We start from the raw sequence: 26,170 nt of genomic DNA on the forward strand, positions 1-26,170 counted from the left end.
CAAAAAAAACAGATGAAAAATACGATTTTAAACATTTTAACGCCATTCTTGCTGATAGTCTTTTTTTTTCAACCAAGTTGTGGTCAAATCAGCGATCAAAATAAATTCTCCAATGAAGCTATAGCAACGGTAAATAAGTTTAGGAAAACGACTCCTCTTCTTTTAAATGAAGAGCGATTGTCGCTACTGAAAACTTTCGAAACCTATTCCGATCCTTATTCGAGTACGCCATTTAAAGAGTACCTGACTAAAACAGACGAGATCGCGGCGGAGCTGGAGCATACCGTGCCTATCCTGTATGCGTACAGAGAAGCTTTTGACAAAGTGCTCCGTGAGGTGAAAAATACAAAAGTAAAAAAAGGAAGCACAGTGGTGTGGCTACTGTATAATATGGGCTTTGTCGTGAAAACCCCTTCGGGAACCTTTGGGATCGATGTTGACCATCGTTACGCTGAAAAGCTGGAGCCTTATTTGGATTTTCTTATCGTCACACACAATCACGGCGACCATGCCAATGTCAAACTTATAGAAGCAATGCATAAGAAAGGTAAACCTGTACTCTCCAACTTTTACAAAGCCAGTGAAAATTATTACTCTACATCACCCGCACATTATAAAATAGGCGATTTTACAATCGACACGGATATTTCTGATCACCTGAGAAGTCCCAAGCTTCCTAACTTTGTAACCTTATTTCGGATTGATTGTGGCGAGGCTGCAGGCAACTTTTCGATATTACATTGTGGTGATTCGGGGTTCCTACCGGACAGATTTAAAAAAGTGCAAGGCCCGGTAGACATGGCTGTATTCCGGTGGGGGGCTCCTCGAGAAAATGATGTATTGGGTGTTGGTGAGGGAAAGATACAGCCGAAGTATGTCGTGTTGTCTCACCTGATTGAATTGAGACATAAACCTTACCCGCATGGTCAAGCTTCTATTACGAAGACCTTAGAACATCTTCCGAATGTAAAATGTGACCATACCATTCTTCCGTTTTGGGGAGAGAGGTTGATCTGGAGAGATGGTAAAATAATAGATTAAAAAATCTTATAAAGACTTTGTAAAATATTTCGTATATTGAATTCGCCGATTTAGAGGATTAAGTTATGATGGACACTCGACGTTATGTTTTAACAAAAACATAATATGATATCGCCTGTATATTCTGATACTTTGTCTATTTTTAATTGTTTTTTATTACGCTATTAAAAAGTCTAAAATGCAGTCAGTAGACGCGATAAAATACCTTCAGATGTTACATGCTGGAGACGAGATAGGGCTCCGGTACTTTATGTCTTGGCATGGTGAGCATCTACGGTTTTTTGCATACAAAATCACTAAAAATAAAGAGGTATCTGAAGAAATTGTTTCCGAATCTTTCTATAAGCTATGGCAGGGACGGGAAAAGGCAAAGTCTGTCGGAGCCGTAAAATCATTTCTTTACTTGATAACCCGCAATGCCTGTTATGATCATATCGGTTCTTCTTATCATAAAACGGTAGATCTAGGAGATGAGTTGTTATGGGATACGGTCGAAGGAGGAAAAGACATACTCACCCATATCATATATACGGAACTGATTGGTCAGATTGTTGCAGAATTAGAGAAACTTCCGAAACAACAAGCAGAGGTATTTCGCTTATCGTATCTGGAGGGTATGGATACGCAGGAAATATGCGAAACTTTAGGGACTACGGCAAGCAGCGTATACTTTGCACGCTCAAAGGCCATTTCAGCCTTACGTGTTATTTTCAAGGAGAAGGACTTCAGTATATATTGTGCCTTGCTATTGTTTATTTCCTAGTCTTTTCCTCCAAAGACTTTCTTCTCCACAATCGCCACGGTATGTCTTGATATACAAAGCAGGCGTTTCTGATCATCGAAGATTTTGATGTCCCAGACATGGGTCGTCCGGCCAATATGTACAGCCGTACAGATGGCCTTGACCATTCCATCACGGGCGGACCGTACGTGATTGGCGTTGATTTCCAATCCGACCCCCACATGTGTTGTGCTATCGATAATAAGATTGGAAGCAACACTGCCCACTGATTCGGCAAGGACGACGGATGCTCCGCCATGCAGGATGCCGAAGGGCTGCCTGACCTTATCTGTAATGGGCATGGTTGCCACGATGGCATTCTCCTGTATTTCTACCGCTTCGATACCGAGAAATTGCGTCATATAGCGGGCAAATACCGCATTGACTTCCGCTAAAGTAAATGTTCTGAACCAGATCATGATGTGACAAGATACCTTTCCTTTAAAATGGACCGATGGTGGTTTAAATGCCCCGCAATGATGTATATTAAGGCACGCACACTGATAAGACGCTCCGAAGCCATCCCTTTTCTATTAAGCTCGACTTCATTAAACGTGTCAAACAAAATCAGATTGGCTTTTCGAAGATGGATAAACTCCTCCGTAATGCTGTCAAACGAACGTTCGTTATGCCGCCCATAAATTACGAACTCATCTTGTTCGAAAGGTGACAGGGCGGTCATATCATTGCGGGCAAACCGCAAGGCCCTATATGCAAAAATACGTTCCGCATCCAGAATATGGCACAGTGTTTCTTTGACCGTCCATTTATCTTCTGCATATTGGTAGTTCCCCTTCTCGGGCGGTATAGATCGGATAAACTCGGGAAATGATGTCAGCTGATCGATTAACTCTTCGCGGATATCCCGCGTTACCGTATCGACATAATCGCTAAAAATAGATGGATATTCATCAGACTTGAGTGGGTTCATAATGTAAATTACTTTTTAATATAATCCTAAAAGTCGTGCCTTTGCCGATTTCCGAATCTTTAACAAAAATCTGGCCCTGGTGATAACGTACGATACGTTTTGTCAGGCTTAAGCCCAATCCCCAGCCTCTTTTACGCGTAGTAAACCCAGGCTGGAAGATACGATCAAAATTCGCACGGTGTATCCCCTTGCCCGTATCGCTAATGTCAATAAAAATTTCCTCTTTTGCAATGTTTTCGGAAATGTTCACCTGTATCTTGCCCTCTTTTTCGATGGCATTGACGGCATTTTTTAAGAGGTTTTCGATAATCCAGTCAAACAAGGGGATGTTAATCTTAGCTTCTACATGTTTATCGCCCCGTAGTTCAAATTGGATTTTATCGCTCGTTCGTTTCTTAAAATAGTTTACAAAATATTCCACCGTATTGTAGATGTTGTGGTTGGTTAAAGACGGTGTAGAGCCTATTTTGGAGAAGCGGTCGGCAACGATCTCTAAGCGCTGTACATCCTTTTCCATTTCATCCAGAATGCTTGCTTTCTCCGCTTCGTCGTGTTTAAGACGGATGATTTCAATCCAGCCCATAAGAGACGAAATCGGTGTGCCGAGCTGATGCGCCGCCTCTTTCGCCATACCGACCCATACGAGGTTCTGCTCGGAGCGCTTTATGGCATTGAATATACTGTAGGCGATAATAAGGAAAATGGCAATAGTCAACCATTGGATATAGGGAAATATCCGAAGTTGGCGCAGCGCAGCCGATTCCTGGTAGTAGACATGCCATTTTTCGCCGGTGTCCAGCCGGATGACGATAGGTTCATGGCGACGTTCCATATCGTCCAGCTGCCGTTGAAAATACACTGGATCGTATGTCAGGTTATTATGCGTACTGTCTTCCTCGGCAATATTGGTTTTCGTCGGATCGAGGTCCCGCCAGAAGATAATATTTCCTTTTTCGTCCGTAATGATGGCCGGAAGGGATAGACTATCGCGTACAGCATAGATAAAACTGATAAATTCGTCATCGATATCGGGCATGGTGACGATACTCCGAGTACTCATCGCCCAGACTTCGGCTTTGGTCCGTTCCGATTGGGAAAGGCTCTTTACCAGATAGTTGGTGTAAAATAGGGATCCCGCAGCAAGCACGGCGGCCAGCACGAGCAAAAGTACCTTCCAGAGCTGCTTGTTATATTTATAGGGATCCATGTGTGTCTTTTTATACCTGCAAAATAACGAATTTAATAAGAAATCGTTTGTAATATGTAATTTTGTCGTATGAGTTCTCAGAAAAAAGTACGCGTAAGATTCGCCCCGAGCCCCACGGGTGGATTACATTTGGGTGGGGTACGGACAGCTTTGTTCAATTACCTTTTTGCGAAGCAGCACGGAGGTGACTTTATTTTACGGATTGAAGATACCGATCAAACCCGGTTTGTCGCCGGAGCGGAAGAATATATCAATGAATGTCTGGCATGGTGCGGAATCATACCGGACGAAAGCCCGGATAAACCGGGGGCCTATGGGCCGTACCGTCAAAGCGAACGGAAAGCGACGTATCGCCAATATGCCGAACAGCTCGTTAACGCGGGCTATGCCTACTATGCCTTTGACACGGCCGAGGAGTTGGATGAGCAACGGAAGATACATCCTAACTTTCGATATAGCCACGAGAATAGGTTGAGCCTTCGAAATTCGTTAAGTCTCTCGGAAGAAGAGACGCAAGCGCTTTTATCCAAAGACCATCCGCATACCATTCGGATCAAGATGCCGGAAGACGAAACGATCGGTTTTGAAGATATGATCCGGGGCCGTGTGTCTTTTGAAACCAAGTTGGTGGACGATAAGGTTTTGCTGAAAGCGGATGGGATGCCTACCTATCACTTGGCAGTCGTCGTGGATGACCATGCGATGCAGATATCGCATATTTTCCGAGGTGAAGAATGGCTTCCTTCTGCTCCGGTACACCTGCTTTTATGGGAATATTTGGGTTGGAAAAACGAAATGCCGGCATGGGCACATTTACCGTTGATATTGAAGCCGGATGGTAATGGCAAACTGAGCAAGCGGGATGGCGATCGGCTTGGGTTCCCCGTCTATGCGATGAATTGGATGGATCCCAAATCGGGCGTATTGACCGAAGGATTTAGAGAACTGGGATTCCTGCCGGAAGCCTTTGTCAATATGTTGGCTCTGTTGGGGTGGAACGACGGTACGGATCAAGAGTTGTTCGGACTGGCAGAATTGGTGGCTAAGTTTTCGGTGGAGCGTATCAGTAAGAGCGGAGCGAAGTTTGATTATGAGAAAGCAAAGTGGTTCAACCACGAGTGGATAAAAGGAATGGACAATAGCCTTTTACTGCCGCAGATCGAAGAAATCATCCGGACTCATGGAGTGTCGGCGATAGATACGGTTTTATTGGATACCGTTTTATCGACAGTAAAAGAAAGGATGACCTTTGTGTCGGATTTTTGGCCACAAGCTTCCTTCTTCTTTGTTCGGCCCGAGGAATACGATATTGAAGCGGTTAAGGTGAAATGGAATGAGCAGAAAACTGCTTTCTTCCAAGAGTTAGCAGGCGAATTTGAGCAACAGGCGACATGGAGCGCATCGGCCATAGAACCGCTTTTTAAAGACAAAATTGTGCAATCGGGTATGAAAATAGGTGAGCTGATGCTTCCCTATCGGATTATGCTCGTTGGTGGCAAATTTGGGCCTGATGTGTTTCTGATTACAGAACTGCTGGGTAAGGAAGAGGTGATTGCACGTATCAGCAAAGCTTTGCCGTTGCTGAAATAACTGGTGCACGCTTTCGTCATTTCGACGACGCTCAGGAGGAGAAATCTAAGGATATATCTCCTCCCTAACCATAGATCTCTCCTCGCTCCTCGTCGAGATGACGGTATAGTTTAAGATGAAGTTTTCCAAAATAGTGGAAATTTGACATACGCTCAAAATAAACTATTCCAAACAAAGAAAGCGGAAATTCGTTATCTTAGTATATGTATTAATCTAACAAGGAGTAATCGTCGTGTGGAAACATAAAAATATCGTACCGGTACTTTTGTCTTTGGGTATCCTGTGTGCCATTCTGGCGCTCTTCTCCGTGATATCCTGGAGTTGGTGTTTTGTGATTGTTCTCGTGTGGATGGGATTGTCGACATGGGGGTCGTTAGATATACGATTAAGCTATTTTACCGAGATTTTTTATCGTAAGCGATATGCCGATGGGCAAACATTGGCGTTGACATTTGATGATGGTCCCACGCCGGTTACCCATGATTTATTGGATTTGTTGCGTGAATACGATGCCAAGGCTACTTTTTTCTGTATCGGCAAGCAGATCAACAAGCATACCGATATTTTTAAAAGAATAATCGAAGAGGGGCATGTTGTCGGTAATCATACCATGAACCACAGCCGGGCTTTTGGTTTTCTGAATGAAGACCAGGTGGTCCAGGAGATTGATAGCTGTGATGCCATTATTCAGGATATTATTCCCCATAAAACCCGTTTCTTTCGGCCTCCGTTCGGGGTAACGAACCCTGCCGTAGCCAAGGCCGTCAAACAAACCAAACATCAGGTTATCGGGTGGAACCACAGGTCGCTGGTCATGTTGCTCAAGAATGAAGATAAAATTGTCGAGCGCATCACGAGACGGCTGAAGTCCGGCGATATTGTCCTGTTTCATGATACATCGGTCAAAACACTGCGTGTTGTCCGTCGGGTATTGGAGTATATGAAGCAGCGTGATATGCGGTCCGTAACGGTAGAGCAATTGCTGAATTTAGAGGCTTATGCGTATTGAGATTTGAGAAAAAATCAGGATCCGTACAAAGACTTAAAAATGTCGCCTTAGCCAGATGCGGTCTGTAAGAGGAAGCAGTAGCTTAGTAGCATCTGGGTACAGCGACGAGGCTTGGGCACTTGGCCGATACCAAGTGCCTGCCCGTCCGGCAAAAGGACAAAAATATTAACGCAAAAGCTCTTTCACATCTTCTGACGACAGCGATTTGACAAAACTTTCTTCGGTAGTGATTAATGAATTAGCGATAGATTTCTTGCGGTTCTGTAATGCCACAATCTTTTCTTCTACCGTGTCCTTGCTGATGAATTTGTAGATAAAGACATTACGTTGCTGGCCGATGCGGTGGCTCCGGTCTATGGCCTGTTGCTCTACGGCAGGGTTCCACCAAGGGTCGAGCAGAAACACGTAGTCCGCTTCGGTAAGGTTCAATCCCACTCCCCCGGCCTTGATAGAGATCAGAAAAACCTTCACATCTTTGTTTTCCTTAAAGTGATTGACTGCCTCTGCCCGGTTTTTCGTTGCCCCATCGAGATAAGCATAAGGTATATTTTCCTGCTCGAAGTAGGTTTTGAAAATCTCCAAATGTTTGACGAACTGTGAAAACAGTAAAACTTTGTTGCCTTCAGCGGAGACGGATTGTAGCATCTCTATAACGGTATCGAATTTGCCGGAGCCATCCTGATAGTCGGCCTGGATCATCTGGGGGTGGTTAGCGAGCTGCCGTAGTTTTGTCAAGCCCTGTAGTAAAGCGATCTGGCCCTTCCCGCTGTTTTGTTGCAGCGCATTGTCCAACAAAGCATTACGGTATTCCGATTTCACCTTCTCATAGGTTTCCCCCTGTTTTTCGGTCATTGCGCAGTAAACCACTTGCTCGGTCTTCGGCGGTAGCTCCGTAGCGACCTGATTTTTTGTGCGGCGAAGCACGAAAGGTTTAATGATCGCCTGAAGACGATGGGCAACCGATTCGTCCTTTTTCTTCTCAATACCGTGTACAAATTCCTTCTGGAAAAAAGAATAACTACCTAAGAGGCCTGCGTTGGTAAAGTGCATCTGCGACCAGATGTCGGATACCGAGTTTTCTATAGGTGTACCACTCAATGCCAGCTTATGCTTGCTCTTTAAAAGTTTGATGGCTTTAAACGATTTCGAAGCCGGGTTTTTAATGTGCTGGCTTTCATCCAGTATAATATAGTTGAAATAGAAAGCACTCAATACGGCCGTATCACTTCGTAATGTACCATATGTAGTAATCACCAGATCAAAATGGGTAAAGGCGTAGGCATCTTTGGGGCGGTTATAGCCAATATGGGGCAAAATACGTAAAGCCGGTGTAAATTTTTCAGCTTCTTTGATCCAATTGTAGACCAGAGAAGTGGGAAGTATGAGCAAGGAAGTCTTGCTTTGATCCGTACCCTTTAGTGTTTCTTTTTGTTTTTGTAATAACGCTAAGGTCTGCACTGTTTTTCCCAAGCCCATATCATCGGCCAGAACACCGCCGAAATGATACTGCTGTAGAAAATGAAACCAGTTGTATCCCGCTTGTTGATACGGGCGTAAAGAACCCCGAAAGTCCTGTGGTAAATCGATGTTTTCTATGCCTTCGAAATCATTCAGGCGCGCCAGTTTACGGCTCATTGTCAACGCCGTATGTTCGCTGATTTCATGGAGTACACCTATATGTGCTTTGTGCAGTTGCAGTTCATTTTTTCGAATAGAAAAATGGAACAAGTGTTCATATTGTGCAAACCATTCCTCGGGGATAAGAGCGATGTCGCCGTTGGGCAGTACAAATTCCTGAATATGGTTGAGGATATGATCGCGAAGTTGAATAAAAGGAACTTTAAAAGTCCCAAAAATGGCAAAAGCACGCACATCGAACCAGTCACTTTCTTCGACTACTTCGATGTCTAAAGAGGTCTGTCCGATGTAAAACCGCTTGTCTTTGACCGCCTGTTCGATTTGAAAACCCTGTTCGAGCAGTTGCTCCTGATGCCCGTTCAGCCAGCTGACATGGCTGGCAACGGAAGTGTTTTGCGGCGTATAACTGCCATAAAGCGTATCCTGCCGAACGAGCCCTAAATTTGTCAGAAAATTGTGCTGCTTTTCTTCCCAGATTCTGGAGCGTTTGATACGATAGAAGGTGTACTTATCGTTTGCCTCATCATACTGCAGTTTGACCGATATTTTTTGTTCTGCCCCAGCGGGGAAGTTGTAGTTGCCATAGGTAAAAGAAAGTTGAAACTGTGCATCTCCATCGGCAATAGGGCGCAGCGTCAACTGTGGTGTAGCCTGCTCCTGTATCGTGATGATATCGAAACCTTCTGCATAGACATGATGTTTTTCGATAAGTCCGCTTACAAAAGTTTCAAAATATTTTCGCTCGGTATTTCGGCTCACCGAAATGTATCTTTTATGGAGAAAAGGCGTTAATTTTTTCCCTTCCAGGGGCTCGCCAAAATGGTATAAGGTGTCTTCTAACAACAACCAGGCTTGTTGATTGATGACGACTTCTGCCTCTTTGTACATAAACTCCAACCGACTGCCTTTAAATTTAAGTGTTGGAAAATAACGCGTTTCGCTGTCATTTCTGCGAAAATGAAAAAGGATAGAGGCCGGCTCTTCAGCGATCTTAAGGGGTCGGTCGGCCGGATAGCCGTCCTTTTTGCTCATGAGAAATAGTGGTTTATTCCCCAGTAAATCCAATACTTTTAATAACTTTTGTTCTAATTTGGGTCGGATATAATCAAAAATCTTACTGTCGAATATTTTACTGAAGAAGTCCGCAGGCCGTATCGCTTTTTTGTGATACTTTTTAATAACATGGGTTTGTTCAATTTCGTCCAGCAGTTTGATGATCTTGAAGTCTGTGTCGTCCAGATTCTTCGCAAACTCGCCGACCGTATTGGAAAATACCCGTTTATAGGAAAGCGATAGGCTACCGTTGCTGTTTAGCTGAACAATATGAGGCTCGATCAGATAACCGAGATACGGATGTTCACCTAAAGAATATATGAGTTGGAACGGGCTGTTGCTATCTACTTGTTGCATCAAAAGTGTGTACTGTCTTTAAAAAGACATCTAAGATACCTTGAATAAGTAAGAAGTTAAAATTTACCTTCGAAAACCAAGTCAGCCGGGCCCTTAAGAAAGACATTCCTAAAATGATCGCCTTCCTGGGTGAATGAAATGGAAAGCTGTCCACCCAACACACGGATAGGAACTTCAAGCGCACCTGTTCGGTTTTCTTGCAAAGCCATCGCTATTGCAGCAGCGGTAGCACCTGTTCCGCACGCCAGAGTTTCGTTCTCTACACCTCGCTCGAAGGTCCGCACAAAATAGCCGTCGTTTTCTTTCTCTACGAAGTTCACATTGATGCCTTTTTCTTGATACGTTTCGTTGTTACGTATAGCGTAACCCTCATTGTATACCGGATAATGGCGGAGGTCTTCGACCATTTTCACATAGTGTGGCGAACCTGTATTTAACACGTAAGCATCGCCGTCCCTATGGATTTCATGGACATCAACCATGCCCAGATTGACTTGATTGTCGGCAATGGTCGCCCGGTGAGTACCGTCTACTGCCAAAAAGTCAGCTTTATGTGCGATGATTCCGAGGTCGCGTGCAAAAGCGACGATACATCGCCCGCCGTTGCCGCACATCGAACCTTCCCGGCCGTCTGCATTATAATAAAGCATTTCAAAATCAAAATTTTTCTTATCTTGAAGGAGCATCAGTCCGTCTGCACCTATACCAAACCGCCGATCACACAGCCGATGGATTAAATCGATGTTGTTCCCGTCAAAAAAACCGGTTCTATTGTCGATTAAGATAAAATCGTTCCCAGCTCCTTGATATTTATAAAACTTTATTTTTTCCTGCATCGAGTTGAAAAATTAGCTGAAATTTAATATTCTTGTTACAATTGTCATGCCTTTTGTTAAATCATGTTAAAAACAGGCGCCGAGTAGTAGAAATTAACAAATTTTAACTGACAAAAGTTGTGACAACCTGCCTGATGGTATTACATTTGACTTACAAGCACCGATTATTAGGAACAAAGGTAGTATATTAGAATAGCAAAAAATAAAAAATGAAGAAAATAGGTATAACATTATTGACGGCTGTTTTAGGTGGAGCAATAGCTGTCGGCGGCTACAAATTATTTGAAGATAAGCAGCTGGACAATATGTCTTTTGAAGAAAGGCAAGAAGTATATTATGCAAATAACCCGGGCAACGAAGTGATGTCTTCGACGGGGAATCCGGATTTTACACAGGCGGCGGCAGCGGTTTCGCCCGGCGTGGTACATATTAAAGTTACCATGACGACGCGTGGCTCTCAACGTGGTGGTGGTTCGCCGTTTGATATGTTTGAAGAATTTTTTGGTATGCCGCAACAACGACGCGCACAGCCACGGCAGGCCCAGGCTTCCGGATCGGGCGTTATCTTGACACCTGACGGGTATATCGTAACGAATAACCACGTCGTGGAAGATGCCGATAAAATCGAAGTCCAATTGACCGATAAGCGGACGTTTGAAGCGAAGATTATTGGTCGGGATCCAAATACGGATTTGGCTTTGATAAAAGTGACAGCTTCGAATCTGCCTATTGTCAAGATGGGCGATTCCGATGCGGTTCAGATTGGTGAATGGGTATTGGCCGTAGGGTATCCGCTTAGTCTACAGTCGACGGTTACTGCAGGGATCGTGAGTGCGAAAGGCCGTCAGATCGGTATTCTGGGAGAGACACAGCAACAACCAAGAGGCTATGGCTACGGTGATGAGGCTCCAGCTATTGTAAATACCGCTATTGAGTCTTTTATTCAAACCGATGCGGTTATTAATAAAGGTAACAGTGGTGGTGCATTGGTGAATGCGCGAGGTGAATTGATCGGTATCAATTCGGCTATCGCTTCGCCCACAGGCGTATATGCCGGATATGGTTTTGCTATTCCGATTAACTTAGCGAAAAAGATTTTAGATGATTTCAAGAAATTCGGAAGTGTAAAACGAGGATTTGTGGGAATAACATTTACAGAGATCAATGAAGCCTTGCGTAAAGAAAAAGGTATCGATGATATCAGAGGATTGTATGTGCAGGAAGTAATGAAAAACGGTGGTGCGGAAGCTGCGGGTATCAAGAGTGGAGATATTATTAAGAAAATAGACGGAAGGACGATATATTCCTCTCCAGATCTGCAAGAGCGTGTGGCGCGACTTCGTCCAGGTGATAAGGTGAAATTGACTTACGAGCGTGAGGGCAAAGAGAAAGAAGTGACAGTTACTTTAAAGGGTGAAGAAGAAACCAAGTCGCAGTATAAAGATGATGAAACCAGTGCGAGTGCAACCGAAATCTTTAATAAATTAGGGGCCAGCTTTATACCAGCTACGGATGCTCGTAAAAAAGAATTGGGAATTAATTCCGGTGTGATCGTGACACAGGTTCACCGTGGTGGTGTATTTGAATACTTTGGTATAGAAAGAGGACTGGTTATTGTGGAAGTAAATGGTAAACCGGTCAATAATGTCGACGATATCGAATCGGCTTTGGCAAATACAAAACGAAATATCGTGCGGATTAAAGGTGTGCCGGAAAGAGGAAGTACGTTGGAAATTAATGTGCCGATAGAATATTAAAATCCACTTAACACAAAACCGCCTCAACGTTTAATCGTGAGGCGGTTTTTTTATGGAGCGAAAGACGAGATTCGAACTCGCGACCCCAACCTTGGCAAGGTTGTGCTCTACCAACTGAGCTACTTTCGCGTTTTGCGTGGTACAAAAATATAACTTAATCCTATTCTTGTCAAGAGGAATCGTGTTTTTTTATAACCTACCACTTATTGCATCTATACAATTTATTCCATCAATGGCCGCGGATACAATTCCGCCCGCATATCCGGCTCCCTCCGCACAAGGATATAACCCTTCGATTTGTACGTGCTGCAGCGTATCCTTGTGGCGGGGAATACGTATCGGCGATGATGTTCTCGATTCGACACCTACTAATATCGCTTCATTAGTATAGTAGCCTCGCATCTTTTTCCCAAAGAGAGGTAGTGCACGACGCAAGGTATGATGTATAAAAGTAGGTAATACCTCATTCAAGTCGACCGATCGGGTTCCAGGTTTATACGAATTGACCGGAAGATCATTGGAAACACGCTGTTCGACGAAGTCCACCATGCGTTGTGCCGGCGCGACGAGATGTCCTCCGCCGAGCTGAAAAGCCTTCCGCTCGATCTGTGTCTGAAAATCCAGCATAGCAAAGGCATCTGTCAGACTATGCGGTACGTCCTCCAGGTTGATTTGAACTACAGTGCCCGAGTTGGCGTGGGGATTATTCCGTTTAGATGGCGACCAGCCGTTGACGACAATTTCGTCTGCATCAGTGGCGCAGGGCGCAATAATACCTCCCGGACACATGCAAAAGGAAAAAGCACCCCGGTTATCGACTTGCTCGACAAGACTGTAATAGGCAGGAGGTAAATTTTCATGTCGGGTACTGCAATGGTATTGTGCTTGATCGATGATATGCTGTGGATGTTCGACACGTACACCCAAAGCAAAGGGTTTAGCCTCCAATAGCCAGTTCTTGCGACGGAATAGTTCGAAGATGTCGCGTGCGGAGTGCCCTGTTGCCAAGACAATATGTTTTGCTTCCAATATATTTCCGGTGTCCGTTTCTACACCTGTCACCTGCCCGAAAGCGGTATGAATATCGACAACCTTCGTGTCAAAAAGAATTTCACCGCCCATTTCCAAGATGCGTTGCCGGATGCTTTCAATAACATGAGGAAGCTTATTTGTTCCGATATGCGGGCGGGCGTCCACCAGGATATCGGGATCAGCTCCATGTTCCACAAAGATAGAAAGTACTTTATTGACGTCGCCTCTTTTGTTGGATCGGGTGTACAGTTTTCCGTCGGAATAAGTGCCTGCTCCGCCTTCCCCAAAACAGTAGTTGGATTCGGGATTGACCACACCTTCTTTATTGATCTTCGCTAAATCCCGCCTTCGCTCGCGGACTTCTTTGCCGCGCTCGACGACAATAGGTTTTAATCCCAATTCCACGCAGCGGTATGCCGCAAAAAGTCCTGCCGGTCCCGCTCCTATAATAATCACGGCTGGTGCATCGTGCACTTTTTTTAATACCGAAGTGAATGTATGTGGGATAGGATCTTCATCGATAAAAAACAGCACTTTAATGCGGTAGACAACCTGCCGGCTACGGGCATCGATGGATCTTTTTTGGATATGATAGCCTTGGATGCGTGCGATGGGAGCTTTTAATATTTTTGCCCCCTGCTCTTTGATATAGACCTCGTCGTCGATGAAGTCCGGAGCGATTGCTAATTCAATTTCGTGCTGCATATGTGATCGTGTTTGGGTATTTATCCCAAAAAGTATACAAATGTAATGATTACTAATATTATTTTACTGTCGCTCGCCGCGACATGGCCCTACTTTTTTTCCGCAAAAAAGATAGGCAAAAAACTCGCCGCTGTACCCAGATGCTACAAAGTTAGTGCTTCATTCTGCAACCCGCATCTGGCTAAGGCGGCATTTTAAGAAAGACAAAGGATAGTATAGCGATAAGACCCGATGGCCCTGAGATTACTTATAATATGATGCAGAAATTAAAAATTTATTTGTATTTTTAGGGCTTTAAGCTATAGGCTTTAGGCAATAAGCTATAAGCTATCGGCAATGAGCCTACAGCATATAGCCTATAGCTTACAGCATAAAACAAACAAAAATAATTATATGAAAAGAGTATTAATTGCTTTAGTGGGATTGTTTACAGCCCTTTCTTTTAGTTCTTGTGGATACAACACCATGGTGTCAAAAGACGAAAATGTAAAGGCAAAATGGGCGCAGGTTGAAAACACGTATCAACGTCGTGCAGACCTTATTCCGAACTTGGTCGCTACGGTGAAAGGAGCTGCAGAACACGAACAGGGTACGCTGACTGCTGTGGTAGAGGCACGTGCAAAAGCCACGTCCGTAACCGTTGACCCGTCTAACCTTTCCGAAGAAGCTATTGCGGAGTATCAAAAAACACAAGATGCATTATCGCAATCGATAGGCCGTCTGTTGGTGTCTGTAGAAGCTTATCCTGATTTGAAAGCAAATACTAATTTTCAGGAACTTCAGGCCCAGCTGGAGGGTACGGAAAACCGAATTACAGTAGAGCGCAGGGCGTATAACGAAGCTGTACAAGACTATAATACCACCGTGAGAAGTTTCCCTAATAATATTATGGCAAGTATCTTTGGTTTCAAAGCAAAGGGAACTTTCCAGGCGCAGGAAGGAGCTGATAAAGCACCAACTGTTTCATTTTAACTATTTAATATCATGATATACAAAGATGAATAGTGCAGCTGTCATTATTCATCTTTTTAATTTATTCCTATGGCTTTATTGAGTACGGAAGATCAGGAGAAAGTAGTCCACGCGATCAGTCTCGCTGAAAATGTGACGTCAGGTGAGATTCGTGTTGTTGTCGAAAATTCGGTTGGACAGGAAGACGTATTGGGAAAGGCGGCAAACTATTTTGATGAATTAGAAATGCATACTACGGCGTTACGAAATGGAGTTTTAATCTATCTGGCAATAGCCGACCATCAGTTTGCTATCATTGGCGATGTCGGTATTGATCGAAAAGTAGGAAAAGATTTTTGGGAAAGTACTAAAAATGAAATGCTGTCTTTTTTTAAGATGGGCGATTATGCGGGCGGACTGGTTGCAGGGATAAAAAATGCCGGAATACAGCTTCGCCAATACTTTCCCCGAGAAGAGGATGACGTGAATGAACTACCAAACGATATTTATTTTGGAAAACATTAGAAATAATAGAAAAGAACTGTTTCGGTACGTCTTAATATCCATCGTATGGATAGGAAGTTTATTGCCTGCGCTGGCACAGGATTTCCCGGCGGCACCAAACAGGTTAGTAAGCGATTTTACAAACACATTGCGCCCACAAGAAATCGACGCACTGGAGCGTAAGCTGGTCGCATTTGATGATAGTACGTCGACGCAGATAGCTGTCGTTTTAGTCCAGACGACCGGAGATTATGATGTTGCAGATTATGCTGTTCGCTTGGCCCAGAAATGGGGTGTAGGACAGGCAAAATATAATAATGGAATAGTTGTATTGGCCGCCATAGGCGATCGTGCAGTAACCATACAGACAGGTTACGGGATAGAAGGTGCTGTGCCGGACGTCATTGCATACCGCATTATCGAAAATGATATTAAACCCGCTTTTAGGCAGGGTAATTATTACGCCGGCCTCGATGCAGCGACAAATTCACTGATAAAATATACGAAAGGTGAATATAAAGCGGATCCGAAAGAAAAAACCGAAAAGGGTGGAAGATTGAGCGGACTGATTGTGCTTATTATTATTTTTGTTATCATCTCCCTCATATCCAAAGGAGGCGGAGGAAATAATAATAGGGGAAGAAGGGTCATGAGCGGTAAGGGATCTTCCGATTTATTTTGGTGGATGTTGCTTGGTGGTCTCGGTGGCGGTGGGCGCTCTGACAGGTCGGGAGGCTTTGGTGGTGGAGGCGGCTTCGGCGGCGGTGGGGGATTTGGTGGCTTCGGTGGAGGTGGTTTCGGTGGCGGCGGAGCAAGTGGAAGATGGTAAGAATTAAACGTAATAGGGGATAAGTAGTCAAAGAAGAATGTTAGGGATGAAAAAAATTATATTAGTAAGTGCATTAGTATGCCCAGTTATACTGTCAGCACAAGAAGAATATACGGTAAAAGGGAAAATTGGCTCGCTCAATGCCCCTGCAAAGGTGTATATGCAGTACGAAGATCAGGGACAACGGATGATTGATTCGGCGTCTGTTGTCAACGGCGAATTTAAGTTTCAGGGCATTGTTCAGGAACCGTCCCAAGCTTACTTGGTACTGTCGGCAGACGGTACATCGTTTCGGGAGTTGACCAATCCGGAAGATATGAATGTCATCTACCTTTCCAAAGGTGTGGTGACGATCAACGGAGCAAATTTAAAAGATGCCAAAGTCGGAGGTACAGCACTGAATCAAGAATTCTCTACATATAAGGAGAAAACAGTGGGAATTCATGAGCAAATGAGAGCCTTAGATGCAGAATATCAGGTAGCGCCCGATGAGAAGAAGAAGGATCCGGCTTTTATAGAGAGTCTTCAAAACCGGATGGCAGGCATTTATGAACAGCAACATGCGATTCACGAGCAATATATAGTTGATCATCCAAAAAGCTATATTTCCTTGAATTTAATGGGTGAGCTCTTGAGCTCAGAAAATGTCAGTGCACTCTCAAAGGCATACGACAAACTTCCTCAGGAGTATAAGAATACTCAAAAAGGGAAGTTTTTGCAGGAACAGATCGCCTCGCGTATAAAGCTTGGTGTAGGAGCTGTAGCGCCGGACTTCAGCTTGCCAGATCCGGAAGGCAAAGAGATAGCGCTTTCTTCCCTCCGTGGTCAATATGTACTTGTTGACTTTTGGGCCTCTTGGTGTGGACCCTGTCGTCATGAAAACCCGTATGTTGTGGCCGCGTTCAATAAGTTTAAAGACAAAGGGTTTACCATCTTTGGTGTATCATTGGATCGTCCAAATGGTAAAGCAGCTTGGTTAAAAGCTATCGAAGACGATCAGCTGGGGCAATGGCCACATGTCTCGGAGCTAAAGGGTTGGGAATCCCAGGTTGTTCCCTTATATGCCATCCGAAGTATACCGCAGAATTATTTATTAGATAAAGAGGGGCGTATCATTGCGTCCAACCTTCGCGGGGCAGCATTGGAAGAGAAACTTGCAGAACTATTGAAATAAATGGTAGAGGTGCAATTACTATTGCACCTCTAAGATAAAGCCTGCTCAAAATCGGCTATCAGGTCGTCTATATGTTCGATCCCAACGGATATACGCAGTAAACCTGCTGTAATGCCCGATTTTTTGCGCTGTTCAGCTGTATGGCTCGCTCCCCACATACTGGCGGGGTGTGCAATAAGTGATTCCACACCACCAAGGCTTACTGCATTGCTGAATAGTTTTAGGCCATTAAGTAACGCTTGCGCTCGAGCAAATTGTGCCTGCTCATCCGCTCCTGCTACTTCGATGCACAGCATACCGGTAAATCCCTGCATTTGTTTTTTTGCCAGCGTATGCTGTGGATGGGAAGGTAGCCCTACATAGATGACTTTTTGTATCAAAGGATGTCCGGACAGCCATTGTGCGAGTGACAGCGTGTTTTCATTAATCTGCCGTACGCGCAAAGACAAGGTTTTCAGCCCTCGTAGCAATAACCACGAATCAAAAGGGCTTAAGGAAGCACCTAACACTAACGAACGACGCCACGCTTTATCAATAAACTCTTTTGTTCCGCAAATCGCGCCGGCGGTTAGATCACTATGTCCGCCAAGATATTTGGTTGCACTATGCACGATAACATCAATGCCATAAGTAGCCGGAACCTGATTAATAGGAGAAGCAAAGGTATTGTCGATCATGGTGGTAATCCCTCTTTCTTTCCCCAGTTTGCCAATAAATTCGAGGTCGGTAATATCCAGGTTGGGATTGGAAGGGGTCTCAATATAGATCAATTTGGTGTTTGATCGTATAGCCTTTTCAAAAGCTGCATTGTCCGTCTGATCGACGGGCGTCACTTCGACACCATATTGTTGCAGAAAGTCTCGCATGAATATTAATGCGGCGGAGTAATGTGCGTTTTGCACCACCACATGATCTCCGGCTTGTACCACAGCCAATATGGCCGTGCTGATTGCAGCCATGCCGGTGGCTAAGACCAATGCATCTTCCGTTTTTTCCAGTTTTGCGATTACTGCAGCAACCTGGCTATTGGTGGGGTTGCCATGCCGGTGGTAGAACTCCGGATATTTGGGTGCTGTCGCCGCATGGGCAAAAGATGCAATATCTTCATCTGCAAAATACGTTGAAGTCTGATAAATAGGGCTTACAACGGAGTTCGTCGTATTGAAATGTTCTCCTTCATGAATTAACGAGGTTTCTAGCTTTGACATGATCAATGTTTTTCCAAAGTTAGCAATAGTCTATTGAATTGGTATGCTTTTTTGGAAAAAATATCAGGTCATTTCGTGCAACAGATTCAACGCATATGTGATAGTAGTGACGTTGCTGATGGCTAAACGTAACTGTCCTTTGACCTCTTTCAGATTGCTGATGCTCGGATGGGTTTGTACAAATGCCAACACCTTACCGAATTGATCCGATTCATAATAGCTGGATTTGGGATTATTGATAAAGTAACCTTTGAGTGTATTTTTCTTAAATGAAATTTTCTCAAAGCCGATTTGTTTTCCCAGCCATTGCAGGCGCAAGGTATTGAATAGCTCAAGTACCGCATGTGGAACAGGGCCAAATCGATCTTCAAGCGACTGCGCAAAGACCTGCAATTCTTCTTCGTTGTTCAGTTTGGCAATTTCATTATAGAGGTTGTAGCGCTCCCCGATATTCGTCACATATTCGTCTGGAATTAATACTTCCAGATCCGTATCAATCTGGGTGAAAGAGACATACTGCCGGTGTTGATCCTCGGCAAACAGATCACCGAATTCATCCTCTTTCAATTCTTGTACAGCCTCTTCGAGTATTTTATTGTACATCTCAAAACCGATTTCGGCAATAAAGCCCGATTGTTCGGCGCCCAATAGATTGCCCGATCCCCGTATATCCAGATCACGCATCGCTACATTAAATCCTGATCCCAGTTCGGAGAATTCTTCGATGGCCGACAGTCTTTTATAGGCTTCGTTGGTCAATGTCGATAGCGGTGGACTCAATAGATAACAAAAGGCTTTTTTATTCGACCGCCCGACGCGACCACGCATCTGGTGCAAGTCACTTAAGCCAAACATATGTGCATGGTTAATGATAATCGTATTTGCATTTGGAATATCCAGACCTGCTTCGATAATGGTCGTGGCTATAAGGACGTCGTATTTGTGATCGATGAACTTGAGCATCACATCTTCCAGATCGTCACCTTCCAGTTGGCCGTGTGCTACGCCCACGCGTGCTCTCGGGACAAGCTTTTGTATCATCGCGCCTAATTGTGGAAGGTCGGCGACCCGGTTGTGGATGAAAAATACCTGCCCGCTACGGTCCAGTTCGAAGGCTACAGCTTCTTGTATTAATGTCTCGTTGAAGACATGGAGTTCTGTCTGTACGGGCTGTCTATTAGGAGGAGGTGTGGAGATAATACTCAGGTCCCGCGCACCCATTAAAGAAAAATGCAAGGTTCGGGGAATGGGTGTTGCGGTCAATGTTAATGAATCGACATTTGCCCGCATGACCTTCAGTTTTTCTTTGACGGAGACGCCGAACTTCTGTTCTTCGTCGATAATCATCAGACCGAGATCCTTGAACTTCACATCTTTGCTCACCAGACGGTGGGTACCGATAATAATATCAATCTGACCTTCCGCAAGCTTTTTTAAGGTGTCTTTTATCTGTTTGCTCGTTTTAAAGCGGTTGATATAGTCGATATTTGCAGGGAGTCCCTTCAGTCTTTCCTTGAACGTGCGGTAATGTTGTAAGGCCAATATGGTCGTTGGCACCAATACCGCCACTTGCTTGCTATCTGCAACAGCCTTGAAGGCAGCCCGTATAGCGACTTCAGTCTTTCCAAATCCCACATCCCCGCAGATGAGCCGGTCCATGGGATGAGGGGCCTCCATATCACGTTTCACATCGTTGGTCGCTTTTTCCTGATCGGGTGTATCTTCATAGATAAAGGAAGCTTCCAGCTCCTTTTGCAGGTAAGTGTCCGGATGAAAGGCAAAACCCGACTGCGTTTTACGCTGGGCGTAAAGCTTGATTAAGTCACGTGCAATATCTTTGACCTTTTTCTTGGTCGTCTTTTTTAGTTTATCCCAGGCATCCGTTCCCAGCTTATTCATTTTAGGGATCGCACCTTCTTTGCCGGAATATTTGGATATACGGTTGAGAGAGTTGATGTTGACATATAGCAGATCATTATCGGCATATATCAACCGTATCATCTCCTGAGGTTTACCGTTGACGTCCACTTTCTCTAACCCCGCGTATTTACCGATACCATGATCGATATGGGTAATATAATCTCCCGGTTTTAATTCACGCAGATCTTTCAGCGTAATAGCCTGTGAACGCTCATAACCTTTCTTACGCCGATATTTGTAATATCGGTCAAAAATCTGGTGATCGGTATAACAAGCCAGTTGCAGCTTATCGTCCCGAAAACCCTCACGCAACGGTTTATATACGGGAGTGAAGGTGACCGACTTATCCAGATCTTCCAATATGGCGTAGATACGTTCAATTTGCTTGGTCGAATCCGAGAAGATCAGATTGGTGATCCGCTGGCTTTCATTTTGTTTGAAATTATGTATCAGGAGGCTGAAATCCTTATTGAAAGAAGGTTGTGGATGCGTGTCGAATACGAATGTCTGTTCCGCACGATAAAAAAACTGTTTGCCGAACTCCACGATGGGAAATTCAAAAAGCAGTGCGTTGAAGTTTTTATCGTCGGAAAAAACAAGACGAGGGTCTATCCATTCGGGGTTATTCTTTACATCCTTTTCAGATAGCGCTTTCCAAAACTGAGAAGCTTTCTTATAGCCATCCCGGATGATGTCCAGCGTGTATTGGGTATCTTTGAGCCATACGACAGCATCTTGGTCGATGTATTCCAATAATGAAATCGGATTGTCGCTCAAAAATTTGGCCTGTACATTCGGGACAATGGTGACCGTGTGTATCTTGTTGACGGACAACTGATTTTCGATATCAAAAGTACGGATACTTTCTATCTCATCCCCAAAAAACTCAATACGGTAAGGCAGATCGTTGGAAAAAGAAAAGATATCCACAATACCGCCACGGATAGCAAACTGCCCCGGTTCGTAGACGAAGTCGACGCGTTCGAAATCATATTCGTACAAGAACTCGTTGATAAATTCGATGTCTACCCGCGTGTTTTGTGTAATTTCAAGTGTGTTTTTTTCCAGATCCGAGCGATTAATAACCTTTTCGGCGATCGCTTCCGGATAGGTGACAACAATCTTGGGCAGCTCCGTCGTGTGGTTTAAAACACTCAACGTCTCTGCACGTTGCAACACGTGGGCACTATCTAATTGCGTAAATTCAAAGGCCTTACGATAAGATGCCGGAAAAAACAAGATCTGCTTGTCAAACAAGCTTTCCATATCGCTTAAAAAATAGGAGGCTTCTTCGTGAGTCGGGAGGATAAAGATATAAGGGCGTACCTGCAACTGATAGGCAGCTGTAGCAATCATCGCATCAGATGACCCTATCAGACCTTGAAGTTGTATTTTTGGATTTTTAGCCTGCAACGTTTTGACAAATGCCCGTACCTGTTCGAGCTCCGTATAGCGATGTAGAATGTCTTGTATCTTCACGAAAGGCAAAAATACAAAAATTTCTACAGTTCCTTTCCCGGGATATGAATAACAAATAAGGTTCCTCTCCCGGGGGCAGAGTCAATGTCCACCGTCCCATTAATAAGTGCAATGCGGGAATAGATATTGCGTAAGCCGATACCTGGGGCCTTCAGCTTTTTCATATCAAATCCCTTTCCATTGTCTTCGATGGTGACGGTTACACCATCCTCATCCTTAATGAGCTGTAGGAAGAGCTGAGAAGCCGCTGCATGCTTCACTACATTGTTTACCGCCTCTTGGATCGAACGGTATAATACGGTTTCTGTTTGTTCATCCAGCCGGTGATGAAGACCGATTACATCCAATTGTATTTTAATTTTCGGTCCGTTTATCTTCTCGACAAATTCCCGTATAGACGATGCAAGCCCCGTTTTCAATAATGCATTGGGCATCATCTGATGGGAGATACTGCGCATCTCGTCGTAACTTTCACTGAGTAAGGTCTGTGCCTTTTCGACCGATAAGCGTATTTCCGAATCGGCAGGTATGACGTCCATAGATTGGTTAAGATTGAGCAATGCGGCAGATAGCATCTGGCCGACACCATCGTGTAAATCGGTGGCAATTCGCCTTCGTTCACGTTCTTCCGCATGCAAAACCTGTTTAGCAGCATCCCGCTGTAGTTTTGCTTCCGAATGTATCTTACGTCGGTTTTGCCAGAGGTATACCGCAATGGCCACAATAGATAGAAAACCGACAACAAAAATCAACAATAGGGTGCGTTGTTTAAGCTGCAGCTGCTGAATAGCCGTTTCCCGGCTCAGTAATTCAATCTGTTGTTCCTTTTTCTCCGTATCATATTGAAATTGATAGTTGGTGATGGCCTGCATCTTTTCCTGGTTAAACAGCGTATCCTTTACTTGGCTATAGTCTATATACTCGGACAGGGCCTGCCTATAATCCTGCCGGGCTTTGTGGTAAGCCGCCAACAGTTCTGAAGCATCCATGATTTCCCGCGAAGAACCAATTTCCTGCGCCAGTTGTTTGGCTTCCCGGAGCAATTCAAAAGCCTGATGACCGAGTTGCAGCTTATTGTAGACCTTGCTGAGGTGTATCAGGGTAAAGGCTATTTCCTTTTTATTACTATTCTTGCGGTGCCCCTCCAATGCCTTTTCTAGGTATTGCCGTGCTTCGGTAATCTTTCCTAAGCCAAAATAACCAAGGCCGGCATTCGCTTGTGCTACCGGTTGTATTTGGGTATAATTATGTACAGCAAGCGCCTTTTCTGCTTTAAGGGAATAATACACGCAGCTGTCATATTGCTGTGTATAGTAAAAGACAGAGCCGAGATTGGTTTCGCAGAAAGCTGCCTCGATCGGATGGTCTATTTTCGTATAGATGGCGTAAGCCTCCCGGTAATAAGGGATAACTTTTTTGTACTCTCCCTGTCCTTTGAACAGGATACCCAGATTTGTTGCGATCATGGCTAACCACTCTTCCTGTCCCAAGGTCTTGTAGGTGTCGTATGCATCGCGATAATGACTCAACGCCGCTGGAAAGTTGCCCTGCTGATCGTATATCATACCGATGATGTTATCACAGTGTGCTATTTTGAGCTTATCTTTTAGTTCTTTTGACAATCCCAAAGCCTGAAATGCATACGCTAATGCCGGTTCATAGTCCCCTTTGGCCTGGAAAGTGGTCGCAAGACTGCGAAGTGCATCGGCCTCTACATCACGTAACCCGATTTCCTGTGCTACTTTCAACGCTTTATGACCATAATGAAAGGAAGAGTCAAGCTGCGTATATCTGAACTCAAACGCTTTATCCAACCATTCTTTAAGTACTTTCTTCGTCTTGACAGCACGCTCTTGTGCCACCCCTGTAAAAAGAAAGGCAGAAAGGGAAAACAGGCATAAAATGTATTTTTTTACATCCATATTCTAAAGGTCTGTGGCTCTACAAGCCATGAAATAAGCTCATGAACCGCAATTGGTTATGCTTTATGTAAAAATATAAATATAAAAGGATTTTTTTTTCTAAATTTAGAGAGCCAAACATACAATCATGAGTCTAAATACCTTATTAGTCGATGATCATGCCATTATAGTAGATGGTCTTTTAGCTTTGCTGGAGGACCACCCCGATATTGGTGTATCAGCAACAACCACTTCAGCCCGTTTCGCGTTGTCTTATCTGGAGCAACAGGAATTTGATCTGCTTATCACCGACCACAGCATGCCAGATATGTCTGGACTTGAGTTGATTCAACGAGCAAAAGTGCTATGTCCCACCTTAAAAGTCATTGTACTTAGCATGCATGATGAACCCGATTTGGTTCGTGAAGTCATGGCCTCAGGTGTTGATGCTTATATTCTGAAAAAATATGCCTGTCAGGAACTTTATCAAGCGATCCAAGCCGTTATGAATGACCGTCATTACTGGAGTGTAGAAGTCACACGCGCTCTGGTTCAGTTCAACGGTGATATCCGGTCCAACAATACGGAATTGACTGAACGGGAGTTGGATGTACTCAAACTATTGGCCTCTGAATATACGAGCCGGCAGATAGCCGAGAAATTATTCATCAGTGAACGTACCGTAGAAACACACCGGAAAAATCTGATGCGTAAAACCAATTGTGTGACAACTATCGGCCTTTTAAAGTATGCACTTTCGAACCGTCTGGTATAGTTGTTTCCGAGAGGCTTTCCTTTTATAAAGATAAAGATGATTAAAAAGAGGAGACCCCGCCCGTCGTCAGTTAGGGCAGGGTCGGATTTATATGTGTTTATAGTTTGAAGGCTAAACCGGCATTCGCGTTACCTAGACCATAGCCTACTTCCGCGAAGATCCCAAATTTCGGAGAGAAAAAATACCGTGCTCCGGCATGACCACCGTACACAACACCTCCTGCTGAAGGTGCTGGCCAAGCATTATTTCCACCGCCATCCCATTCTCCTTTTGCATAATTATAACCTAAGATCACACCGATGTACGGATCCAGATTTTCGACGTTGAAATCAAAATGGTACGAAGCTCTAGCGGCGCCAAGAATGTAGGTCCATTTGTAGTCTGCCCAAACCAGATTTTCTGTTTTGCTAGCATAACCGACATAGACACCACCACTGATTTTGTCTGAAAAACCATGTTCATAACTGATACCGATCGGCATACCGAAGGCTCCGCCGACTCCAACACCGACGTTCAATAGGTTGTCACCTTTCTCATACGTTTGCGACATAGCAACTGTGGAAACACAAGCTGTCAATACAGCGGTTGTCAAGATTTGTTTTAGATTCATTTTTATTCTGTTAAGTGTTAATATATTATTGGTTTATTTAATCTCTACGTTGGTAAGGCTATAAGAAGACTGGCGTATAAAGTATACTTTTTTGCCTCCTATGGTTTCGTTCGTGATAACATACGCATTAGCTTGAATAATGCCATTCTTCGTATTGCCCAATTCGGCAAGCTCCTCTTTGGAGAAGGTGATGCTGGTGCTGTTTCCAGCCTTTTCTTTCAGAACATACTTTCCGTTGGACGAATAAACGCCATACAATATTTTGTTTGCGCCGGATACAGACACATTGGTCAATGTATAGCCGTCTATTTTTGTCATGACCTTACCACTGGTGACTTTTGGCATTCCCGGAAGTCCGGTTAGTGTCTTTTCAATATTCGGGCTTGTTACTTCCCAAGAGATGTTACCACTCAAATCCACACCCGTAATGGAGCTCGGATTGGTGAGGTCTGTAAAGTCGGGTTGCCACATGTACACACCGTTGCTGAATTTTAATGTGGTATTATTCAATTTGACAGATCCCGCTTGTGCATTTCCTTTGAATAGGGCTACTCCCATTCCATATTCCATTGTGATTTCGCTGCTACCTCCGGGCATTCCCGGGATCTCTATGGGAGTCTGCATGGCAAAGGGCGTGGAAGCTTTAATGGCAATCAACACTGCATCCGCATCTTCTGGTGTCTCCGGGTAGCTCGGTACGGGAAACGTGGTGGCGTTCTGCGGATCGGGATCTTCCTTGTCACATGACGTTAGTGTCAACGCGGCTAAGGTGCTTACCGCAAATAGAATGAACATAGATACGAGTACGAGTAAAGGTTTTAATTTGGGGTTAGTTTGCTTTTTCATGATGTTATATTCTTTTAATGATTTGGTTTTATGCCA

General features: G+C 44.2%; 21 protein-coding genes and 1 tRNA gene. 10 read left to right on the forward strand and 12 right to left on the reverse strand.

All coding sequences use genetic code 11. From position 1 onward, the window contains the following. The first annotated feature begins 12 nt into the window (after positions 1–12). Entirely contained in the window at positions 13–1,041 is a 1,029-nt protein-coding gene (locus G5B30_RS10750; RefSeq protein WP_165320000.1) for an MBL fold metallo-hydrolase, read from the forward strand. 178 nt (positions 1,042–1,219) lie between these two features. Further along, on the forward strand, positions 1,220–1,804 hold the full coding sequence (locus tag G5B30_RS10755; protein WP_165320001.1) for an RNA polymerase sigma factor: 585 nt from the start codon (positions 1,220–1,222) through the stop codon (positions 1,802–1,804). Here the strand turns inward: G5B30_RS10755 and G5B30_RS10760 are convergent. Genes G5B30_RS10760 through G5B30_RS10770 form a run of 3 tightly spaced genes read right to left on the reverse strand, consistent with a single transcriptional unit; the run spans position 1,801 to position 3,960 of the window. Beyond that, entirely contained in the window at positions 1,801–2,241 is a 441-nt protein-coding gene (locus G5B30_RS10760) for a hotdog fold thioesterase (protein WP_165320002.1), read from the reverse strand. The genes G5B30_RS10755 and G5B30_RS10760 overlap by 4 nt on opposite strands. Next, positions 2,238–2,753, reverse strand: a complete 516-nt coding sequence (locus tag G5B30_RS10765; RefSeq protein WP_165320003.1) for a DinB family protein — start codon at positions 2,751–2,753, stop codon at positions 2,238–2,240. The genes G5B30_RS10760 and G5B30_RS10765 overlap by 4 nt, the downstream gene beginning before the upstream one ends. Next, positions 2,734–3,960: a sensor histidine kinase gene (locus G5B30_RS10770; protein WP_165320004.1), complete on the reverse strand. Its 1,227-nt coding sequence runs from the start codon at positions 3,958–3,960 to the stop codon at positions 2,734–2,736. The genes G5B30_RS10765 and G5B30_RS10770 overlap by 20 nt, the downstream gene beginning before the upstream one ends. A 69-nt stretch (positions 3,961–4,029) precedes the next feature. On the opposite strand from G5B30_RS10770, the gene gltX reads away from it, so the two are divergent. Together gltX and G5B30_RS10780 are read left to right on the forward strand one after the other, a co-directional pair. Next, on the forward strand, positions 4,030–5,550 hold the full coding sequence (gltX, locus tag G5B30_RS10775) for a glutamate--tRNA ligase (RefSeq protein WP_165320005.1): 1,521 nt from the start codon (positions 4,030–4,032) through the stop codon (positions 5,548–5,550). A 232-nt stretch (positions 5,551–5,782) separates the two neighbouring features. Further along, positions 5,783–6,559, forward strand: coding sequence for a polysaccharide deacetylase family protein (locus G5B30_RS10780; protein WP_165320006.1), 777 nt, complete (start codon positions 5,783–5,785; stop codon positions 6,557–6,559). Between the two features lie 165 nt (positions 6,560–6,724). On the opposite strand, the gene G5B30_RS10785 is transcribed toward G5B30_RS10780, so the two are convergent. Together G5B30_RS10785 and dapF are read right to left on the reverse strand one after the other, a co-directional pair. Beyond that, positions 6,725–9,607, reverse strand: a complete 2,883-nt coding sequence (locus tag G5B30_RS10785; protein ID WP_165320007.1) for a DEAD/DEAH box helicase — start codon at positions 9,605–9,607, stop codon at positions 6,725–6,727. A 56-nt stretch (positions 9,608–9,663) separates the two neighbouring features. After that, positions 9,664–10,443: a diaminopimelate epimerase gene (gene dapF / locus G5B30_RS10790; RefSeq protein WP_165320008.1), complete on the reverse strand. Its 780-nt coding sequence runs from the start codon at positions 10,441–10,443 to the stop codon at positions 9,664–9,666. Positions 10,444–10,652: 209 nt separating this feature from the next. Between dapF and G5B30_RS10795 the strand changes: the two genes are divergently transcribed. Continuing rightward, positions 10,653–12,200 (forward strand): Do family serine endopeptidase, encoded by a 1,548-nt coding sequence (locus G5B30_RS10795; RefSeq protein ID WP_165320009.1) that lies wholly within the window; start codon positions 10,653–10,655, stop codon positions 12,198–12,200. 53 nt (positions 12,201–12,253) lie between these two features. On the opposite strand, the gene G5B30_RS10800 is transcribed toward G5B30_RS10795, so the two are convergent. Together G5B30_RS10800 and G5B30_RS10805 are read right to left on the reverse strand one after the other, a co-directional pair. Next, positions 12,254–12,329 (reverse strand) — tRNA-Gly (locus G5B30_RS10800). Between the two features lie 60 nt (positions 12,330–12,389). Continuing rightward, positions 12,390–13,937, reverse strand: a complete 1,548-nt coding sequence (locus G5B30_RS10805) for an NAD(P)/FAD-dependent oxidoreductase (RefSeq protein WP_165320010.1) — start codon at positions 13,935–13,937, stop codon at positions 12,390–12,392. Positions 13,938–14,330: 393 nt separating this feature from the next. On the opposite strand from G5B30_RS10805, the gene G5B30_RS10810 reads away from it, so the two are divergent. From G5B30_RS10810 to G5B30_RS10825, 4 genes are all read left to right on the forward strand, one after another. Then, positions 14,331–14,909 carry a LemA family protein gene (locus G5B30_RS10810; protein WP_165320011.1) on the forward strand — a complete coding sequence of 193 codons (579 nt, stop codon included), beginning with the start codon at positions 14,331–14,333 and terminating at the stop codon, positions 14,907–14,909. A 69-nt stretch (positions 14,910–14,978) separates the two neighbouring features. Beyond that, positions 14,979–15,413 carry a TPM domain-containing protein gene (locus tag G5B30_RS10815; protein ID WP_165320012.1) on the forward strand — a complete coding sequence of 145 codons (435 nt, stop codon included), beginning with the start codon at positions 14,979–14,981 and terminating at the stop codon, positions 15,411–15,413. Positions 15,414–15,429: 16 nt separating this feature from the next. Beyond that, positions 15,430–16,221 carry a TPM domain-containing protein gene (locus G5B30_RS10820; protein ID WP_240903194.1) on the forward strand — a complete coding sequence of 264 codons (792 nt, stop codon included), beginning with the start codon at positions 15,430–15,432 and terminating at the stop codon, positions 16,219–16,221. Between the two features lie 46 nt (positions 16,222–16,267). Further along, positions 16,268–17,395: a TlpA disulfide reductase family protein gene (locus G5B30_RS10825; RefSeq protein WP_165320014.1), complete on the forward strand. Its 1,128-nt coding sequence runs from the start codon at positions 16,268–16,270 to the stop codon at positions 17,393–17,395. Between the two features lie 29 nt (positions 17,396–17,424). Here the strand turns inward: G5B30_RS10825 and G5B30_RS10830 are convergent, their stop codons facing one another. From G5B30_RS10830 to G5B30_RS10840, 3 genes are all read right to left on the reverse strand, one after another. Then, entirely contained in the window at positions 17,425–18,603 is a 1,179-nt protein-coding gene (locus G5B30_RS10830) for a trans-sulfuration enzyme family protein (RefSeq protein WP_165320015.1), read from the reverse strand. Positions 18,604–18,666: 63 nt separating this feature from the next. After that, the gene (mfd, locus tag G5B30_RS10835; RefSeq protein ID WP_165320016.1) at positions 18,667–22,002 is read right to left on the reverse strand and encodes a transcription-repair coupling factor; all 3,336 of its coding nucleotides are present in this window, start codon (positions 22,000–22,002) and stop codon (positions 18,667–18,669) included. Between the two features lie 23 nt (positions 22,003–22,025). Further along, entirely contained in the window at positions 22,026–23,924 is a 1,899-nt protein-coding gene (locus tag G5B30_RS10840; RefSeq protein WP_165320017.1) for a sensor histidine kinase, read from the reverse strand. A 127-nt stretch (positions 23,925–24,051) separates the two neighbouring features. Here G5B30_RS10840 and G5B30_RS10845 point away from each other — a divergent pair, with 127 nt between their 5' ends. Continuing rightward, positions 24,052–24,678 carry a response regulator gene (locus G5B30_RS10845; RefSeq protein WP_165320018.1) on the forward strand — a complete coding sequence of 209 codons (627 nt, stop codon included), beginning with the start codon at positions 24,052–24,054 and terminating at the stop codon, positions 24,676–24,678. A 97-nt stretch (positions 24,679–24,775) separates the two neighbouring features. On the opposite strand, the gene G5B30_RS10850 is transcribed toward G5B30_RS10845, so the two are convergent. Together G5B30_RS10850 and G5B30_RS10855 are read right to left on the reverse strand one after the other, a co-directional pair. Further along, positions 24,776–25,288 carry a porin family protein gene (locus G5B30_RS10850; RefSeq protein ID WP_165320019.1) on the reverse strand — a complete coding sequence of 171 codons (513 nt, stop codon included), beginning with the start codon at positions 25,286–25,288 and terminating at the stop codon, positions 24,776–24,778. Positions 25,289–25,321: 33 nt separating this feature from the next. Continuing rightward, positions 25,322–26,134 carry a hypothetical protein gene (locus tag G5B30_RS10855; protein WP_165320020.1) on the reverse strand — a complete coding sequence of 271 codons (813 nt, stop codon included), beginning with the start codon at positions 26,132–26,134 and terminating at the stop codon, positions 25,322–25,324. Positions 26,135–26,170: the final 36 nt, after the last annotated feature.

The organism is Sphingobacterium sp. SGG-5 (assembly GCF_011043525.1).
In the GTDB taxonomy this organism is placed as follows: Bacteria; Bacteroidota; Bacteroidia; order Sphingobacteriales; family Sphingobacteriaceae; genus Sphingobacterium.

Bases quoted from the DNA above. Each gene is read 5' to 3' on its own strand.
- G5B30_RS10770 (WP_165320004.1), bottom strand. From the start codon at position 3,960: ATGGATCCCTATAAATATAACAAGCAGCTCTGGAAGGTACTTTTGCTC.
- G5B30_RS10815 (WP_165320012.1), top strand. From the start codon at position 14,979: ATGGCTTTATTGAGTACGGAAGATCAGGAGAAAGTAGTCCACGCGATC.
- G5B30_RS10765 (WP_165320003.1), bottom strand. From the start codon at position 2,753: ATGAACCCACTCAAGTCTGATGAATATCCATCTATTTTTAGCGATTAT.
- G5B30_RS10810 (WP_165320011.1), top strand. From the start codon at position 14,331: ATGAAAAGAGTATTAATTGCTTTAGTGGGATTGTTTACAGCCCTTTCT.
- G5B30_RS10855 (WP_165320020.1), bottom strand. From the start codon at position 26,134: ATGAAAAAGCAAACTAACCCCAAATTAAAACCTTTACTCGTACTCGTA.
- G5B30_RS10760 (WP_165320002.1), bottom strand. From the start codon at position 2,241: ATGATCTGGTTCAGAACATTTACTTTAGCGGAAGTCAATGCGGTATTT.
- G5B30_RS10850 (WP_165320019.1), bottom strand. From the start codon at position 25,288: ATGAATCTAAAACAAATCTTGACAACCGCTGTATTGACAGCTTGTGTT.
- G5B30_RS10795 (WP_165320009.1), top strand. From the start codon at position 10,653: ATGAAGAAAATAGGTATAACATTATTGACGGCTGTTTTAGGTGGAGCA.
- G5B30_RS10840 (WP_165320017.1), bottom strand. From the start codon at position 23,924: ATGGATGTAAAAAAATACATTTTATGCCTGTTTTCCCTTTCTGCCTTT.
- gltX (WP_165320005.1), top strand. From the start codon at position 4,030: ATGAGTTCTCAGAAAAAAGTACGCGTAAGATTCGCCCCGAGCCCCACG.
- dapF (WP_165320008.1), bottom strand. From the start codon at position 10,443: ATGCAGGAAAAAATAAAGTTTTATAAATATCAAGGAGCTGGGAACGAT.
- G5B30_RS10755 (WP_165320001.1), top strand. From the start codon at position 1,220: ATGCAGTCAGTAGACGCGATAAAATACCTTCAGATGTTACATGCTGGA.
- G5B30_RS10750 (WP_165320000.1), top strand. From the start codon at position 13: ATGAAAAATACGATTTTAAACATTTTAACGCCATTCTTGCTGATAGTC.
- G5B30_RS10845 (WP_165320018.1), top strand. From the start codon at position 24,052: ATGAGTCTAAATACCTTATTAGTCGATGATCATGCCATTATAGTAGAT.
- G5B30_RS10825 (WP_165320014.1), top strand. From the start codon at position 16,268: ATGAAAAAAATTATATTAGTAAGTGCATTAGTATGCCCAGTTATACTG.
- G5B30_RS10785 (WP_165320007.1), bottom strand. From the start codon at position 9,607: ATGCAACAAGTAGATAGCAACAGCCCGTTCCAACTCATATATTCTTTA.
- G5B30_RS10805 (WP_165320010.1), bottom strand. From the start codon at position 13,937: ATGCAGCACGAAATTGAATTAGCAATCGCTCCGGACTTCATCGACGAC.
- G5B30_RS10830 (WP_165320015.1), bottom strand. From the start codon at position 18,603: ATGTCAAAGCTAGAAACCTCGTTAATTCATGAAGGAGAACATTTCAAT.